Annotated in this window: 12 protein-coding genes and 1 pseudogene; 6 read left to right on the forward strand and 7 right to left on the reverse strand. The window is 70.2% G+C overall.

The window, feature by feature from the left end:
- Positions 1 to 85: 85 nt before the first annotated feature.
- Together ACFWP7_RS33930 and ACFWP7_RS33935 are read right to left on the reverse strand one after the other, a co-directional pair.
- Positions 86 to 1,699 (reverse strand): hypothetical protein, encoded by a 1,614-nt coding sequence (locus ACFWP7_RS33930; RefSeq protein ID WP_384389527.1) that lies wholly within the window; start codon positions 1,697 to 1,699, stop codon positions 86 to 88.
- 292 nt (positions 1,700 to 1,991) lie between these two features.
- Positions 1,992 to 3,126: pseudogene (locus ACFWP7_RS33935) on the reverse strand (alpha/beta hydrolase).
- 226 nt (positions 3,127 to 3,352) lie between these two features.
- Here ACFWP7_RS33935 and ACFWP7_RS33940 point away from each other — a divergent pair.
- From ACFWP7_RS33940 to ACFWP7_RS33965, 6 genes are all read left to right on the forward strand, one after another.
- On the forward strand, positions 3,353 to 5,266 hold the full coding sequence (locus tag ACFWP7_RS33940) for a phosphatidylglycerol lysyltransferase domain-containing protein (RefSeq protein ID WP_384389530.1): 1,914 nt from the start codon (positions 3,353 to 3,355) through the stop codon (positions 5,264 to 5,266).
- Between the two features lie 153 nt (positions 5,267 to 5,419).
- A complete protein-coding gene (gene folP / locus ACFWP7_RS33945) occupies positions 5,420 to 6,280 on the forward strand; it encodes a dihydropteroate synthase (protein ID WP_384389532.1) in 861 nt (286 codons plus the stop codon).
- Positions 6,277 to 6,783 carry a nuclear transport factor 2 family protein gene (locus ACFWP7_RS33950; protein WP_384389535.1) on the forward strand — a complete coding sequence of 169 codons (507 nt, stop codon included), beginning with the start codon at positions 6,277 to 6,279 and terminating at the stop codon, positions 6,781 to 6,783. The genes folP and ACFWP7_RS33950 overlap by 4 nt, the downstream gene beginning before the upstream one ends.
- A 308-nt stretch (positions 6,784 to 7,091) precedes the next feature.
- A complete protein-coding gene (folB, locus tag ACFWP7_RS33955; protein WP_384389538.1) occupies positions 7,092 to 7,451 on the forward strand; it encodes a dihydroneopterin aldolase in 360 nt (119 codons plus the stop codon).
- Positions 7,448 to 8,059, forward strand: a complete 612-nt coding sequence (gene folK / locus ACFWP7_RS33960; protein WP_384389540.1) for a 2-amino-4-hydroxy-6-hydroxymethyldihydropteridine diphosphokinase — start codon at positions 7,448 to 7,450, stop codon at positions 8,057 to 8,059. Before folB ends, folK begins: the two co-directional genes overlap by 4 nt.
- A 131-nt stretch (positions 8,060 to 8,190) precedes the next feature.
- Positions 8,191 to 8,676, forward strand: a complete 486-nt coding sequence (locus ACFWP7_RS33965; RefSeq protein WP_384389543.1) for a DUF3180 domain-containing protein — start codon at positions 8,191 to 8,193, stop codon at positions 8,674 to 8,676.
- A gap of 133 nt (positions 8,677 to 8,809) precedes the next feature.
- On the opposite strand, the gene folE is transcribed toward ACFWP7_RS33965, so the two are convergent.
- From folE to ACFWP7_RS33990, 5 genes are all read right to left on the reverse strand, one after another.
- Positions 8,810 to 9,415: a GTP cyclohydrolase I FolE gene (folE, locus tag ACFWP7_RS33970; RefSeq protein WP_384389544.1), complete on the reverse strand. Its 606-nt coding sequence runs from the start codon at positions 9,413 to 9,415 to the stop codon at positions 8,810 to 8,812.
- A 145-nt stretch (positions 9,416 to 9,560) separates the two neighbouring features.
- Positions 9,561 to 11,588, reverse strand: coding sequence for an ATP-dependent zinc metalloprotease FtsH (ftsH, locus tag ACFWP7_RS33975; RefSeq protein ID WP_384389657.1), 2,028 nt, complete (start codon positions 11,586 to 11,588; stop codon positions 9,561 to 9,563).
- A gap of 187 nt (positions 11,589 to 11,775) precedes the next feature.
- Positions 11,776 to 12,336 (reverse strand): hypoxanthine phosphoribosyltransferase, encoded by a 561-nt coding sequence (hpt, locus tag ACFWP7_RS33980; RefSeq protein ID WP_384389547.1) that lies wholly within the window; start codon positions 12,334 to 12,336, stop codon positions 11,776 to 11,778.
- A 109-nt stretch (positions 12,337 to 12,445) separates the two neighbouring features.
- Complete coding sequence (tilS, locus tag ACFWP7_RS33985; protein ID WP_384389550.1) at positions 12,446 to 13,573, reverse strand: tRNA lysidine(34) synthetase TilS; 1,128 nt, start codon at positions 13,571 to 13,573, stop codon at positions 12,446 to 12,448.
- 194 nt (positions 13,574 to 13,767) lie between these two features.
- Positions 13,768 to 14,907, reverse strand: coding sequence for a zinc-dependent metalloprotease (locus ACFWP7_RS33990; RefSeq protein ID WP_384389553.1), 1,140 nt, complete (start codon positions 14,905 to 14,907; stop codon positions 13,768 to 13,770).
- Positions 14,908 to 15,105 lie beyond the last annotated feature (198 nt).

Here is a 15,105-nt window from a genome sequence, read left to right on the forward strand (position 1 = left end):
GTTGGGGGTGTGGGTTTCTCCGACGTGTGGGGGGGGGGTGGCGGGGTCCCCCCCCCCACCCTCACGTCGTAGGACGACCGCCGGGTCAGGAAACCGCGCTCCGCAGCTCGCCCATGTCGATCCGCTCGGTCTCGTCATGGACGGTCAGGTCGATGACCTGGCCGACGCCACGGGACTCCTCGTCCGCAGGCTTGAAACCGGCCTCGGCCTCCGCCTTGTGCAGGGCGAGCGCCTCCTCGCCGACCACGTCCGCGAGGTCCTCGTTCTGCACGGCCTGCAGCGTCTCCGGGGACGACTCCTGCTGCGTACCGAAGAAGTCGAAGCCACCCTCGACGGACGGACGCCGTACGGGCGCGGCCGGTGCGACGGCCACCGCGGTCGGCACGGTGAAGTGCCCGGCGGACGGAGCGGGCCGCACCGGCTTGATGGGCTTCACCGGCCTCGAGGGCGTCGGGCGGTCCGGCGGCGTCGGCCGGTCCGGGCGTGTGGACGGGTGCGTGTGGTCCGCGGGGCCCGTGCTCTGGGGCGACGCGGAAGAAGGGGCCTCTTGCGCGGGCGATGTCGGGGCGGGCTTCGCCTCGGCGGCCGCGGGCTCATGTCCGCCGACCGCCTCGGGCTTTCCCGCCGCCTCACCCTCCTCCGCAGCGGCGCCTTCCGACGCACTCGCCACGGTGACCGCGTCGGCCTCGGCCCCGGCCTCGGCCTCGGCCCCGGTCTCCGGCTCCGCCTCGGTCTCCGGCTCCGCCTCGGCCCCCGTCGAACCCTCGTGCGCCGACTCGCTCGGCGCCGATCCGTCCGGATCCGGGGCGTTCTCCGCCGTCGGGTCCGTTTCCGGGTCCGTCTCGGAGTCCGTTTCCAGGGTCGTCTCGAGGGCTGTGTCCGGGGCCGTCTCGAGGGCCGTGCCCGGGGCCGTCTCCGTCTCGCCGTTCGCGATCCGGTTCAGCGCCGCGTTGGCCCGTAGGAAGAGCGACGAGCCGCTCGGGGAGAAGACCTCGGGGGACTTCGGCGCATCGGTCTCGCCCTGCGCCTCAACTCCCTGGCCCTCGGCTGCCTCACCGGCGTCAACTGCCCCGAAGTCCCCGTCGGCCCCGTCGGCGTCCGGCCCGGCGGAAACCGCCTCAGAACCCTCAGCCGCATCGGAAGCCTCAAGCGTCTCGGTCGTCTCGGTCGCCTCAGCCGTCTTGAACTCCCCCGGCTCCCCTGAAGCCGTCAGCGCGGGATCCTGCTCCGGATCCGGCGTCTCTATCGTCTCTATCTCGAGCAGTCGGCGCCCTTCCAGGGCGGTGGCCCGCTCCGTCTCCGCCGTGGCGTACCGCCTGAGCAGCGCCGCGTGTTCGTTGCGCAGGCCCGCCAACTCGGTCCGCTTCGCACGCAGTTTGTGCTCCAGCTTGACGCGCAGCTCGCGCGACTCGTCGAGGTCCGTCTCCAGTTCGGCGACGCGCTCCTCGAAACGCCACTCGTCGCTCACTCGCGCGCGCTCGAGGTCAGCGACCTGTTTGCCCGCGGACCAGTCCCAGCGGCGCATGACGACCGCACCGAGGACCGCCGTCAGCGCGGCACCCCCGGCCAGCCCGCGGAGCACCATCGGCTCCGTGAACAGCCAGGGCCCCACGGCGCAGACGAGCGAGACGGCCGCGATCGCCGACGGAGGCAGCAGCCTGTGCAGAGGCGGGGAATGACGGTGACGTCCACGTGGCATGGCCAGAAACTTACCGCGAGTAGGCGAATCTTGGTGCCCCGCCCGGTAAAAACACAACCAGCTCGTAGCCTTCACGCGACTCGGCAGCCCCTGTGGACACGTGCCCCCTTACTTGATCAAGCCCTTCGCCCCATTTCTCCACGGTTTTCTCCACGATGCGAAATTCCGTGAACGTCACCGTGTATCCCCAAAGGGGGCACATCCCGAAGGCGCCGTATCCCCCGAAGGCGGCCGCCCTATCCGTGAACCTCGCCGCGCATTCGCCCGGAGATCGATTTGAACGGCCGGTGGCTCAGCGGTCGCTCAGCCGCCCGCTCATCCACTCCAGGGTCCCCGGGATTTCCCGCCGCCAGGTGTTGAAGTGGTGACCGCCGCTGTCGAGGATGATCGACGAGATCCGGGTGGGCCTCTTCGACCTCACCAGCTCGATGAACTCCAGCGTGTCCTGGTGGTCGGCCTCGCCCACCTTGCTGCTGGTGACGAGCAGTGAGGTGTCGGGCGCGGGCCTGTGCAACAGGCACCACCGCAGGTCGGCGCTGTTCCGCAGCTCCTCGTTCCCGTGGAAGAGGTCGCCCGTCGTGGCGTCGACGGGCGCCTTGTAGTACGCCGACAGGCCCGCCCCCGCTGCGTACACCTCGGGGTGGTGGATGGCGAGTTTCAGCGCGCAATAGCCGCCCGTGGAGTCGCCGATGACACCCCAGCTGCCCGGTTTTTCACCCACCCTGTAGTGGGCCGATACGGCGTCGGGGAGATCCCTGGCGAAGAACGACTCGGCCTGCGGGCCACCCGGGATGTCCACGCACTCGGTATCGCGCGGGGGCGCGACGGTCGGCCGCAGCATGACAAGGATCATCGGCTGCATTGCGCCGTCCCTGGCCAACTCATGGGCCGTCCGCGGATAATGCAGAGCCTTGATGAGCCCCTCGGCGGTGCCCGGGTATCCGGTGAGGACCGTGGCGGCCGGGAAGGTGCGGGTGCGATACCGCGCCTGGAAGTACTCCGGGGCAGATAGACGTACGCCGGAGTGGCGATGTGTGTCGTACGGCCCACAATGTCGATCTTCTGGATCTGGCCGCCGACCGGTGGCCGGGAACCGCCCGCCACGTTCACCTCCTGGGTGTCGACCACCTGGAGGGGACCACCTGGAGGGGACCACCGCCCGCGCCGTCGTGGTCGACGACCACACCCCCGCCGTTCTCCCTGCCGAAGAGGTCGGCCCAGCCGCCGTAGAAGCCGAACGCCTGGTTCGCGCCGAGGCCGACCGAGGCGAAGACCACCACCTGGGTTGGTCAGCAACAGGCCGATCCGGCCGCTGACGGCCCGCCAGTTGGGCGCGCCAGCCGCGGCCACAGCCACACCGTGCCGACGAACAGCAGTACGGCGAGTACGACCGCCGACACCAGCACGTTGTCACTCGTGAGACCCATGAGCTGTTCTGCCCGCGCTTTCCGTCCCGGGCCCGCCCCCGCACCTTCGCGAGCGCTTGCCCGGCACTTTCCCCGACCTTTGAACCGGCTTTCCTGTAGGGAGTGAACCTGCACCCCCAAGACACCGTCCTAGAGGGCGTAATGTCGCCGGATGCCGGAATGGCCCCGGAAGCCAAGGTCTCTCGCAGAACCACAGGGTGCGATGTCTGTCAGGGTAGAGGGTGAAATGTCGGTCGGGGTTCCGGACCGAACGGGGCACGCGCGGCGCATGGTCCGTGACTCGCTGGTCCGTGGTCCGCGTCCCGACGCGGTGCCCGCCCTGATCGCCAGGGCCTGCACGCTCGTGGGGCTCCTGGACATCGCCGCCGGGGTCTTCCCGCGCTTCAGGAACAGCCGTATGCACAGCGCCGCCGAGGTACTGCCGGGTGCGCTCGGGCCGTTCGCCGCCGCGCTGTCGCTCAGCACCGGCGTACTCCTGCTGCTGCTCGCCCACGGACTGCGCCGCCGCAAGCGCCGAGCCTGGCGGGCCGCCGTCATCCTGCTCCCGGCAGGCGCGGTCGCGCAGTTCGCGTACCGGCACTCGCTCATCGGCGTCGCCATCTCGCTGGCCCTGCTCGCGCCACTGCTGCGCCACCGTGACGAGTTCGCCGCCCTGCCGGATCCACGCAGCCGCTGGCGCGCGCTCGCCAACTTCGTTCTCATGGGCGCCGGTTCGCTGCTGCTCGGACTGGTCATCGTCAGCGTCCACGCGAACCGGATGATCGGCGACCCGAGCCTGGCCGACCGCATCACCCACGTGCTGTACGGCCTGTTCGGCTTCCAAGGGCCCCTCGACTACACGGGCCCCACCTCCTGGACGGTCGCCGTCTCGCTCGGCGCGCTCGGCCTGCTGACCGCGATCACCACGATCTACCTCGCCTTGCGCCCCGAACACCCGGCCGCCCGCCTCACCCAGGACGACGAGACGCACCTGCGCGCCCTCCTGGAGAAGCACGGCGGCCGCGACTCGCTCGGCCACTTCGCGCTCCGCCGGGACAAGGCGGTCGTCTTCTCGCCGAGCGGCAAAGCGGCGGTGACGTACCGCGTCGTGTCGGGAGTGATGCTGGCCAGCGGCGACCCGGTCGGCGACGTGGAGGCCTGGCCCGGCGCCATCGAGCGGTTCATGGACGAGGCCAAGGCGCACTCCTGGACGCCCGCCGTCATGGGCTGCTCCGAGACCGGCGGCGAGGTGTGGACCCGCGAGACGGGTCTCGACGCCCTCGAACTGGGAGACGAGGCGGTGGTGGATGTCACGGATTTCTCCCTGGCCGGGCGCGCGATGCGGAACGTGCGCCAGATGGTGAAACGCATCGAGCGAGCCGGCTACGAGACCCGGGTACGGCGCGTCCGCGACCTGAGCGAGGGTGAGCTGGAGCGGATCCGGCGCGCCGCGGAGGACTGGCGCGGCACGGACACCGAACGCGGCTTCTCCATGGCACTCGGCCGCGTCGGCGACCCGGCCGACGGGGACTGCCTGATCGCCACCGCCCACAAGACCGACCGGCCCGAGAAGCCGGATACCGGCGCGGAGCCCGGCTCGTACGCCGATCCTGGCGCGTACGCCCACCATGGGACGTACGGCGACCTTGACCCGTACGGCGACCTTGGCCCGTACGGCGACCTGAAGGCCGTCCTCCACTTCGTCCCATGGGGCACCGACGGCGTGTCACTGGACCTCATGCGCCGCGACCGCTCCGCCGACCCCGGCATGAACGAACTCCTCATCGTGGCCGCGCTTGAGGCCGCCCCCGGCCTCGGAATCAAGCGCGTCTCGCTGAACTTCGCGATGTTCCGCTCGGCGCTCGCGCGCGGCGAGAAGATCGGCGCGGGCCCCGTGCTGCGCGTCTGGCGGAGCCTGTTGGTCTTCCTCTCCCGCTGGTTCCAGATCGAGTCCCTGTACAAGTTCAACGCCAAGTTCCGCCCACGCTGGGAGCCCCGCTTCGTCGTCTACGGCTCCTCCCGCGACCTCCCCCGCATCGGCCTCGCCGCCCTGCAGGCGGAGGGCTTCGTCAGCCTCGCCCTGCCACGCCTGCTGCGCCGCCGGAGGGCGGCCGCGCGTCCCTGCGCGCACGCGGTGGCCGAGCGGGTCCGGGCGGCGTAGACCCGGCGGCCCCATGCCCCGGGCAGGCGGGGGAGAGACAGGCCGTGAAGCGGCCAAAAGACCCCTGCCCGCGGCGACCCGCACCCGCCGACGGGAAGCAGCCCTTGTCCACAGGGGCGAAACCGCCCCCTGCCAGAGGCCTAGGCTGGACGTATGAGCATTGAGCGCGGGCGCGGCCAAGTCGCGGGACTGCCGACGTGGGACCGCTGCGCGGTCATGGGAGTCGTGAACGTGACTCCCGATTCCTTCTCCGACGGGGGCCGCTGGTTCGACACGACGGCCGCCGTCAAACACGGCCTCGGCCTGGTCACCGAGGGCGCCGACCTCGTGGACGTCGGCGGCGAGTCCACCCGCCCCGGCGCTACCCGCGTCGACGAGGCCGAAGAGCTCAAGCGGGTCATCCCCGTCGTCCGGGAACTCGCCTCCGAGGGCGTCACCGTCTCCGTGGACACCATGCGCGCCAGCGTCGCCGAGCAGTCGCTCACCGCGGGCGCCGTCCTCGTCAACGACGTCAGCGGCGGCCTCGCCGACCCCGCGATGATCCCGGTCGTCGCGGCGGCGGGCGCCCCCTTCGTGGTCATGCACTGGCGCGGTTTCCTGCACGGCGGAAACGTGAAGGGGGTGTACGAGGACGTCGTCACCGAAGTCGTCGACGAGCTGCACGCACGCGTGGAGGCCGTGCTGGCCGGCGGCATCGCCCCCGACAGGATCGTCGTCGACCCGGGCCTCGGCTTCTCCAAGGACTCCGAGCACGACCTGCTGCTCCTGGCCCACCTCGACCGCCTGGGCGAACTCGGCCACCCCTTGCTGGTCGCCGCGTCCCGCAAGCGGTTCCTGGGCCGCGTACTGGCGGGCCCGGAAGGCGCCCCGCCGCCCGCGCGCGAACGCGACGCCGCCACCGCCGCCGTCTCCGCCCTCGCCGCCTACCAGGGCGCGTGGGCCGTCCGTGTCCACGAGGTCCGCGCCACCGCCGACGCCGTACGCGTCGCGAGGGCCGTAGAAGGAGCCCGGTGAGCGCCCCCCGCACCGACGTCGAGCAGGTCGAACTCGCCAACACCGCCTTCTACGAGGCCCTGGAGCGGGGCGACTTCGAAGAGCTGTCGTCTCTCTGGCTGGCCCCGCTGGACACGGCCGACGAGGTCGTCGAGGGCGGCCCCGAGGACGAGGGAGGCCCGGGAGTCTCCTGCGTCCACCCCGGCTGGCCCGTCCTCAACGGCCGCGGCGAGGTACTGCGCTCGTACGCGCTGATCATGGCGAACACCGAGTACATCCAGTTCTTCCTCACCGACGTGCACGTCTCCGTCGTCGGCGACACGGCGCTGGTCACCTGCACCGAGAACATCCTCAGCGGCGGCCCCGCCCCCGACGACAGCGACGAGCTCGGCCCGCTCGTCGGCCAGCTGGTCGTCGCCACGAACGTGTTCCGTCGCACGGCCTACGGCTGGAAGCTCTGGTCGCACCACGCCTCCCCCGTCCTCGCCGAGTCGAGCGAGGAGGACGAGGACACTCCCGGCTGAGGCGAGGACGCCCCGGTCGAGACGAGGACACCCGGTCGAGTGGGTGGGCGGTCCGGCCGAGTGGGTGGGCGGTCCGCGAGCACCAAGGCGTGGTTGGAATCACGTACCCCTGGGTAGGGGCGGCTATCAACCCGTGAGCCGCCGTGTTCCCCAAGGGAAACACCCGATGAAGCCTCATGACCGCCGACCGGGCGGGCGGCCCCACGGACGAGGACTGTCAGTGTCCGCAGGTAGATTCGTTTGAGGCCGGTGTACCGACCGCACTCGGTACATATCTGCCCCTACCGACGATTGCAGGAGTGATTCGCGTGGATCGTGTCGCGCTGCGCGGCCTCAAGGCCCGTGGGCACCATGGCGTCTTCGCCAGGGAGCGAGAAGAGGGCCAGACCTTCATCGTGGACCTGACGCTGGGCCTGGACACCCGAGCGGCCGCGGCCGACGACGATCTGGCGAAGACCGTGCACTACGGCATCGTGGCGGAGGAGGTCGTGGCCGTCGTCGCGGGCGAGCCCGTCGATCTCATCGAGACGCTGGCCGAGCGCATCGCCCAGACGTGCCTGAAGCACGACGGGGTCCAGGAGGTCGAGGTCTGCGTCCACAAACCGGACGCGCCGATCACGGTGCCCTTCGACGACGTGACCGTCACCATCATCCGGAGCCGAGTATGACCGCCTTCTTCACCGAGGGTCAGAGCGACCCGACCGTACAGCCGGTGCCCGCCTCCGTGACGCAGCAGGTGGACGCCGCCGACACGACCCTGCAGAATCCGAGGCGAGCGGTGATCTCCCTCGGTTCGAACCTGGGCAACCGTCTGGAGACCCTCCAGGGCGCCATCGACGCCCTGGAGGACACCCCCGGCGTCCGCGTCAAAGCGGTCTCCCCCGTCTATGAGACCGAGCCCTGGGGCGTCGCCCCGGACAGCCAGCCGACGTACTTCAACGCGGTGGTGGTCCTCAGGACGACCCTGCCCCCCTCGTCCCTCCTGGAGCGGGCCCACGCGGTCGAGGAGGCCTTCCACCGGGTGCGCGCGGACCACTGGGGCCCCCGCACCATCGACGTGGACATCGTGGCGTACGCCGATGTGGTCTCCGACGACCCGGTCCTGACCCTCCCTCACCCGCGCGCCCACGAGCGGGCCTTCGTCCTCGCCCCCTGGCACGACGTGGAACCCGAGGCACAGCTCCCCGGCCGCGGCCCGGTGGCCCAGCTCCTCGCGACGGTCACCCGGGACGGAGTCGCGCCCCGCGCGGATCTGGAACTCCAGCTGCCCGAGTAGTCGTTAAGGTCAAGACGACCATCAGGCGGTTGACCGAAGGGGCACAGTGGCTGCGTCCTCCCGGGGGACGACCCCCGGCCCCCCGGCCGACACCTGTGGCAACCGGGACATGTAATCGCGAGGGGAACTGAGTGAAAGAGCTGCGCATCAGGACGCTGGCCGCGGTGTTCGTCATCGCCGGAGCCCTGTCCTGGGCGGGTGCCCGCCTGTGGAACTCGGTGGGCACGCTCCCCTCGGTCCCGCTGGCCGCCCCCATCGTCCTGGCCCTGATCGCGGTCGTCCTGCTGGCCACGGCGCTCTCGCTGCGCGGCCGCCTCAAGGCCCAGCGCGAGCGGCGCCCCGGCGCCAAGGGAGTCGACCCCCTGATGGCGGCCCGCGCCGTCGTCTTCGGTCAGGCCAGCGCCCTGGTCGCCGCCCTGGTCGCCGGCATGTACGGCGGCACGGGCGTGTTCCTGCTCGAATCCCTGGACATCCCCGCCCGCCGCGACCAGGCCATCTACGCCGGCTTCTCGGTCCTCGCCGGCATCGGCGTCATAGCGGCCGCCTTCTTCCTCGAGCGCGTCTGCAAGCTCCCGGAGGACGACGACGAGAACGGCGGCACGGCTCCGGCGATGTGACCCGAGCCGGCGCCTCGTAGGGGCGCGAGGAACTGCGCGACCAGCCACGACGAACCCGCAGGCGAAACACCGGCAGGCGGCGCACCCGCGGGCAACGCACCCGGCCTCCGGCGGGGCGCCGGGCCGACGGGACCTAGCGCGCCATGATGAGGCTCATCGCCTCATTGCGCGTAGCTGCATCCCGCAGCTGCCCCCGCACCGCCGACGTGATCGTCTTCGCGCCGGGCTTGCGGATACCGCGCATCGACATGCACATGTGCTCGCACTCGACGACCACGATCACGCCGCGCGGTTCCAGGATCTCCATCAGGGATTCGGCGATCTGCGTCGTCAGCCGCTCCTGCACCTGCGGGCGCCGGGCGTAGACGTCCACCAGCCGCGCCAGCTTGGACAGCCCTGTGATCTTGCCGCTGGTGGCCGGAATGTAGCCGACGTGCGCAACACCCCGGAAGGGGACCAGGTGGTGTTCACAGGTGCTGAACACCTCGATGTCCTTCACCAGGACCATCTCGTCGTGCCCCAGGTCGAACGTCGTCGTCAGGACGTCCTCCGGCTGCTGCCACAGGCCCGCGAATATCTCACGGTACGCCCGGGCCACCCGCCCCGGGGTCTCCCGCAGGCCCTCGCGGTCCGGGTCCTCGCCGACCGCGATGAGGAGCTCTCGTATGGCGTTCTCGGCTCGCTTCTCGTCGAACTCGCCGATCGCGCCCTCGCCGTCCAGCGTCACGGGGTCGGTCATGTGGGTCCTCGTTCCTGTGCCTCTCACGCGCGCGGGTCGACGCGTCCACCGTACGGGCACACCAAAATGCCGCGCCCCCCAGGCTAGAACCTGGGGGGCGCGGCATTCATTCCGGGCCTGGTGGGGCTACCGGGAGCCGTGGACGTCAGCTCTCGGGACGCTCCTCCGGGACTGCTTCCGTCGCCGGGACGGACTCGGTCGCCTTGGCGATGGCGGGCGTCGCGCCGTTCGACCCGTTCGTCAGTGACAGCTCCTTGGGGGAGAGCACCGGCGGGCGGGTGGACGGAGTACGCCGGGAGGAGCCGGTCCACGCGGGGCGGGCAGGACGCTTCACGAGGGGAGTGAAGACCTCGGCGATCTGCTCCTTGCTCAGCGTCTCCTTCTCCAGCAGCTGGAGCACCAGCGCGTCGAGGACGTCGCGGTTCTCGACCAGGATTTCCCAGGCCTCGTTGTGCGCGTTCTCGATGAGCTTCTTGACCTCTTCGTCGACGAGCGCGGCGACCTCTTCCGAGTAGTCACGCGGGTGCGACATCTCCCGGCCCAGGAAGGGCTCGGTGTTGTCGCCGCCGAACTTGATCGCGCCAAGACGCTCGGTCATGCCGTACTGCGTGACCATCGCGCGGGCCGTGGCCGTGGCCTTCTCGATGTCGTTCGCAGCGCCCGTGGTCGGGTCGTGGAAGACGAGCTCCTCGGCCGCGCGCCCGCCCAGCATGTATGCCAGCTGGTCGAGCATTTCGTTGCGGGTCGTGGAGTACCTGTCCTCGTCCGGCAGGACCATCGTGTAGCCGAGGGCACGGCCACGCGACAGGATCGTGATCTTGTGGACCGGGTCGGAGTTCGGAGACGCCGCCGCGACCAGGGCGTGGCCGCCCTCGTGGTACGCGGTGATCTTCTTCTCCTTGTCCGACATGATCCGGGTCCGCTTCTGCGGGCCCGCGACCACACGGTCGATCGCCTCGTCCAGCATGTCGTTGTCGATCAGCTTCCCGTTGTTGCGCGCGGTGAGCAGCGCAGCTTCGTTCAGCACGTTCGACAGGTCCGCGCCGGTGAAGCCCGGTGTACGCCGGGCGACCGCACTGAGGTCGACGCCGGGGGCGACCGGCTTGCCCTTCTGGTGAACCTTGAGGATCTCCAGACGGCCCTGCATGTCCGGGCGGTCGACCGCGATCTGGCGGTCGAAGCGGCCGGGGCGTAGGAGGGCCGGGTCGAGGATGTCGGGGCGGTTCGTGGCGGCGATCAGGATGACGCCGCCCTTCACGTCGAAGCCGTCCATCTCGACGAGCAGCTGGTTGAGCGTCTGCTCGCGCTCGTCGTGACCGCCGCCGAGGCCGGCGCCGCGATGACGGCCGACCGCGTCGATCTCGTCGACGAAGACGATCGCCGGAGCGTTCGCCTTGGCCTGCTCGAACAGGTCTCGGACTCGGGAGGCACCGACACCGACGAACATCTCGACGAAGTCGGAACCCGAGATCGAGTAGAAGGGGACGCCGGCCTCGCCCGCGACAGCGCGTGCGAGCAGCGTCTTACCGGTTCCAGGAGGCCCGTAGAGGAGCACGCCCTTGGGGATCTTCGCCCCGACGGCCTGGAACTTCGCGGGTTCCTGGAGGAACTCCTTGATCTCGTGGAGCTCCTCGACCGCCTCGTCCGAGCCCGCCACATCGGCGAACGTCGTCTTCGGGGTGTCCTTGGTGATGAGCTTCGCCTTGGACTTCCCGAAGTTCATGACCCGGGAGCCGCCGCCCTGCATCTGGTTCATCAGGAACAGGAAGACGACGACGATGAGGACGAAGGGCAGCAGAGAGAGCAGGATGCCCAGGAAGGGGTTCTGCTTGGACGGCGCCACGGTGTAGCCGTCCGGGATCTGCTTGCTCTGGTACTTGTTCTGGAGTGTGTCGGCCAGGGTCACGCCCTGGTTGCCGATGTAGCTCGCCTGGATCTTGGAGCTGCCGTCGACCTTCTCGCCATCCTTGAGAGAGACCTTGATGATCTGCTCGTCGCCGGTGGTGATCTTGGCCGACTCGACCTTGTTGTCATTGATCGCCTGGACGACCTGGCCGGTGTCCACTGTCTTGTAGCCGCCGGACGAGCCGACGACCTGCATCAACACGACCACGGCAAGGACGGCCAGCACGATCCACATGACCGGCCCACGGAAGTATCGCTTCACGTCCATCCATACGGAGCGGTGACGCTCCGTCCCTCCTGCCATAGTGAGATTGATAAAGACTTTTAAAGACTGTTCTTCGGACGGTACCCCAGCATTGCCACCCGAAGCCGCAGGGGACTGCTGGCAATCCCGTCCACGCATGCTCCAACGGCGCGGACCCCGCTGGGGTTCCCGATTGTCTTACACGGCTGTGCTAGCCGCCGTACACGTGAGGCGCGAGCGTACCGACGAACGGGATGTTGCGGTACTTCTCCGCGTAGTCGAGGCCGTAGCCGATGACGAACTCGTTCGGGATGTCGAAGCCGACCCACTCCACGTCGATGGCGACCTTGGCCGCGTCCGGCTTGCGCAGCAGGGTGCACACCTTGAGCGAGGCGGGTTCGCGGGAGCCGAGGTTGGAGATCAGCCAGGACAGGGTCAGCCCGGAGTCGATGATGTCCTCGACGATGAGGACGTGCTTGCCCTTGATGTCGGTGTCGAGGTCCTTGAGGATCCGCACCACGCCGGAGGACTGGGTGCCCGCGCCGTACGAGGACACCGCCATCCAGTCCATGGTGACGGGGGTGGACAGCGCACGCGCCAGGTCCGCCATGACCATCACGGCGCCCTTGAGGACACCGACGATCAGCAGGTCCTTGCCCGCGTACTCCGCGTCGATCTTCGCGGCCAGCTCAACCAGCTTGGCGTCGATCTCTTCCTTGGTGATGAGCACCGACTTGAGGTCGGTGCCCATGTCTTTCGCGTCCACCCGCATCACTTTCGGTCGTCCGTCCGAACCTTTTCGGCGGCCGCTCGAACCGCTCGCGACCCGCGTGAGAGGGCCCCCGGGAACCGCGTGGGCGGTCCCGGTGGAGGGTCCGGATTCAGCCTTGCCGAATCACCAGTCTGCCACCCTGGCGCTGGGCGACGACCTTGCCCGGGAGATTGATGGCTCCCTGGCCGCGCCAGCCGGTGATCAGCCGGTCGACTTCCTCGATGTGCCGGGCGAACAGTGAACCGGCCGGGGCGCCCGCCTCGATGGCGGCACGGCGCAGGATGCGGCGGCGTACGGCGGGCGGCAGGGCGTAGAGCTTGGCGCACTCCAGGAGGCCCGCTGCGTCCCGTACGGAGGCCTCTGCCTGGCTGGCCCAGGCGTCGAGGGCGTCGGCGTCGTCGCGGGAGAGCTGGGCGGTACGGGCGAGCGCCTCGACGACTCCCTTGCCGAGCGCCTTCTCCAGGGCGGGCAGGCCCTCGTGGCGCAGCCGGGAGCGGGTGTAGGCCGGGTCGGCGTTGTGCGGGTCGTCCCAGACGGGCAGCGACTGGACCATGCAGGCCTTGCGGGCGGTCTGCCGGTCCAGGAACAGGAACGGGCGACGGTAGCGGCGGGCGGCCCCGGGGCCTCCGGAAACAGCGGCCATTCCGGACAGGGAGCGGATGCCGGAGCCGCGGGCGAGGCCGAGCAGGACGGTTTCGGCCTGGTCGTCGCGGGTGTGGCCGAGCAGGATCGCGGTGGCGCCGTGGCGTTCGGCGGCTGCGTCCAGGGCGGAGTACCGGGCGTCGCGGGCGGCGGCCTCGGGCCCGCCTTCGCGGCCCACGGTGACGGCGATGGACTCGGCCGGGTTCAGTCCCAGCTCGGTGAGGCGCAGGACGACCTCGTCGGCGCGCAGGTCGGAGCCGGGTTGCAGACCGTGGTCGACGGTGATGCCGCCGGCGCGGATGCCGAGTTTGGGGGCTTCGAAGGCGAGGGCGGAGGCGAGCGCCATCGAGTCGGCGCCGCCGGAGCACGCGACGAGCACCAGCGGCGTGGGCTGGTGCGGGGGTGCCGGCGGGGTGTCGGGTGCGGGCGAGCGCCTGGTACCCGGAGCGGGTACGCGCTCGGCGGCGGACGGGCGCGCGGCCTCGGAGGCGGGCGTGCGCCTGGTGTCGGGGGCGGGCGTGTGCTCGGTGAGGATGTCGTGGAGTACGCGGCGAACCGCCAGGCGTATCGCCGCGACCGCAGGATGGGGACCCATGTCCGGTTCCCTTCATGAAGTTTTCGGGGGTGGTGAACCCGGTGTCGGTCACTCAGAGTGTGTAGATGGTGACAGAACCGGGCCGTTCCCCGAGCATTGCACGCCTGCCCGTGCCCCACGGTCCCTCGGACGGGTGATTGGAGGGGCGTTTGCCTGCCGTCGGCCGGATTCGCTTCACGACCCCCACGTAGGGTTCACGACTCCGCCTTGCGATGCACCCGCGCGACCCAGTCCGCCGGTTTGGCGATCTCCGCCTTGGTCGGGAGTGTGTTCGGGGAAGTCCACACACGGTTGAACCCGTCCATGCCGACCTCCTCGACGACGGACCGCACGAACCGCTCGCCGTCCCTGTACTGCCTCAGTTTGGCATCCAAACCGAGCAGCTTGCGCAGGGCCAGGTCCAGGCGGGAGGCCCCCTTGGCACGACGTTGCTGGAACTTCTCACGGATCTCGGCGACGGACGGCACGACGTCGGGACCGACGCCGTCCATCACGAAGTCCGCATGGCCTTCCAGCAGCGACATCACGGCGGTCAGCCGGCCGAGGATCTCCCGCTGGGCGGGCGTCTGCACGATCTCGACGAGCGAGCGGCCGCCGTCGTCCTCCTCGCCCTCGGGCCGTCCGCCCGCCAGCGACTGGGCAGCTTCGCGGATACGTTCGAGGACGGTCATGGGGTCGACCTCGGTCTCCCCCAGGAACGACTGGATTTCGCCCTCCAGGTGGGCCTGCAGCCAGGGCACGGCCGTGAACTGGGTGCGGTGCGTCTCCTCGTGCAGGCAGACCCAGAGCCGGAAGTCGTGGGGCTGTACGTCGAGTTCGCGCTCCACATGCACGATGTTCGGCGCGACCAGGAGGAGCCTGCCGCCGCCACTCGGTGAATCGGAGGAGCTGCCCGCGGGCAGCTCACGCGTCGCCGGGGCGAACGTCTCGTACTGGCCCAGGACCCTCGACGACAGGAACGACAGCAGCATGCCCAGCTCCACGCCGGTGACCTTGCCACCGACGGCGCCGAGGACAGCTCCACCCGGGGTGCTCCCCCGCCGCTCCTGCATCTTGTCCAGCAGGGGCTTGAGCACCTCCCGGAACCCTGCGACGTTCGCCCGCACCCAGCCGGGGCGGTCCACGACGAGGATGGGGGTGTCGTGGGTGTCCTCCGTACCCATCCGAGTGAAGGCCCGGACGTGCAGCTCCGAGGCTTTCGCGTGCCGCCGCAGCTCCGCGACGACCTCTCTGGCCTCGTCGCGGCTCACCTCGGGGCCCGGACGTACGAGCCGTGTCGCGGTTGCCACCGCGAGATTCCAGTCGACCATCTCGGCACCACCGATGCTCGTCATGCGTCAACCGTACGTGAGCGTGTCCGGCTGCGGTGAGAGGTACGAGGTCCTGGTCGCCCTCCGCCTTGGGGCGGGCGGTGCGCTTGGTGCCGTCCGGGTCGGCAGGGGCCGGGGCGTGGCTTCTCGTTGCCCGGCGCTGTCGGCTGTGCCCACCCTCCCCCCAGCGGCAGCGACTGCGGGCGGCGGTCCCCAGCGGCA

Origin of the sequence: Streptomyces sp. NPDC058470, assembly GCF_042721055.1 — a bacterium.
Classification (GTDB): Bacteria; Actinomycetota; Actinomycetes; order Streptomycetales; family Streptomycetaceae; genus Streptomyces.

Coding starts and splice junctions, on each gene's coding strand:
- ftsH (WP_384389657.1), bottom strand. CDS start 11,588: ATGGACGTGAAGCGATACTTCCGTGGGCCGGTCATGTGGATCGTGCTG.
- folP (WP_384389532.1), top strand. CDS start 5,420: ATGAGCATTGAGCGCGGGCGCGGCCAAGTCGCGGGACTGCCGACGTGG.
- folK (WP_384389540.1), top strand. CDS start 7,448: ATGACCGCCTTCTTCACCGAGGGTCAGAGCGACCCGACCGTACAGCCG.
- hpt (WP_384389547.1), bottom strand. CDS start 12,336: ATGCGGGTGGACGCGAAAGACATGGGCACCGACCTCAAGTCGGTGCTC.
- ACFWP7_RS33990 (WP_384389553.1), bottom strand. CDS start 14,907: ATGACGAGCATCGGTGGTGCCGAGATGGTCGACTGGAATCTCGCGGTG.
- folE (WP_384389544.1), bottom strand. CDS start 9,415: ATGACCGACCCCGTGACGCTGGACGGCGAGGGCGCGATCGGCGAGTTC.
- ACFWP7_RS33930 (WP_384389527.1), bottom strand. CDS start 1,699: ATGCCACGTGGACGTCACCGTCATTCCCCGCCTCTGCACAGGCTGCTG.
- tilS (WP_384389550.1), bottom strand. CDS start 13,573: ATGGGTCCCCATCCTGCGGTCGCGGCGATACGCCTGGCGGTTCGCCGC.
- ACFWP7_RS33940 (WP_384389530.1), top strand. CDS start 3,353: ATGTCGGTCGGGGTTCCGGACCGAACGGGGCACGCGCGGCGCATGGTC.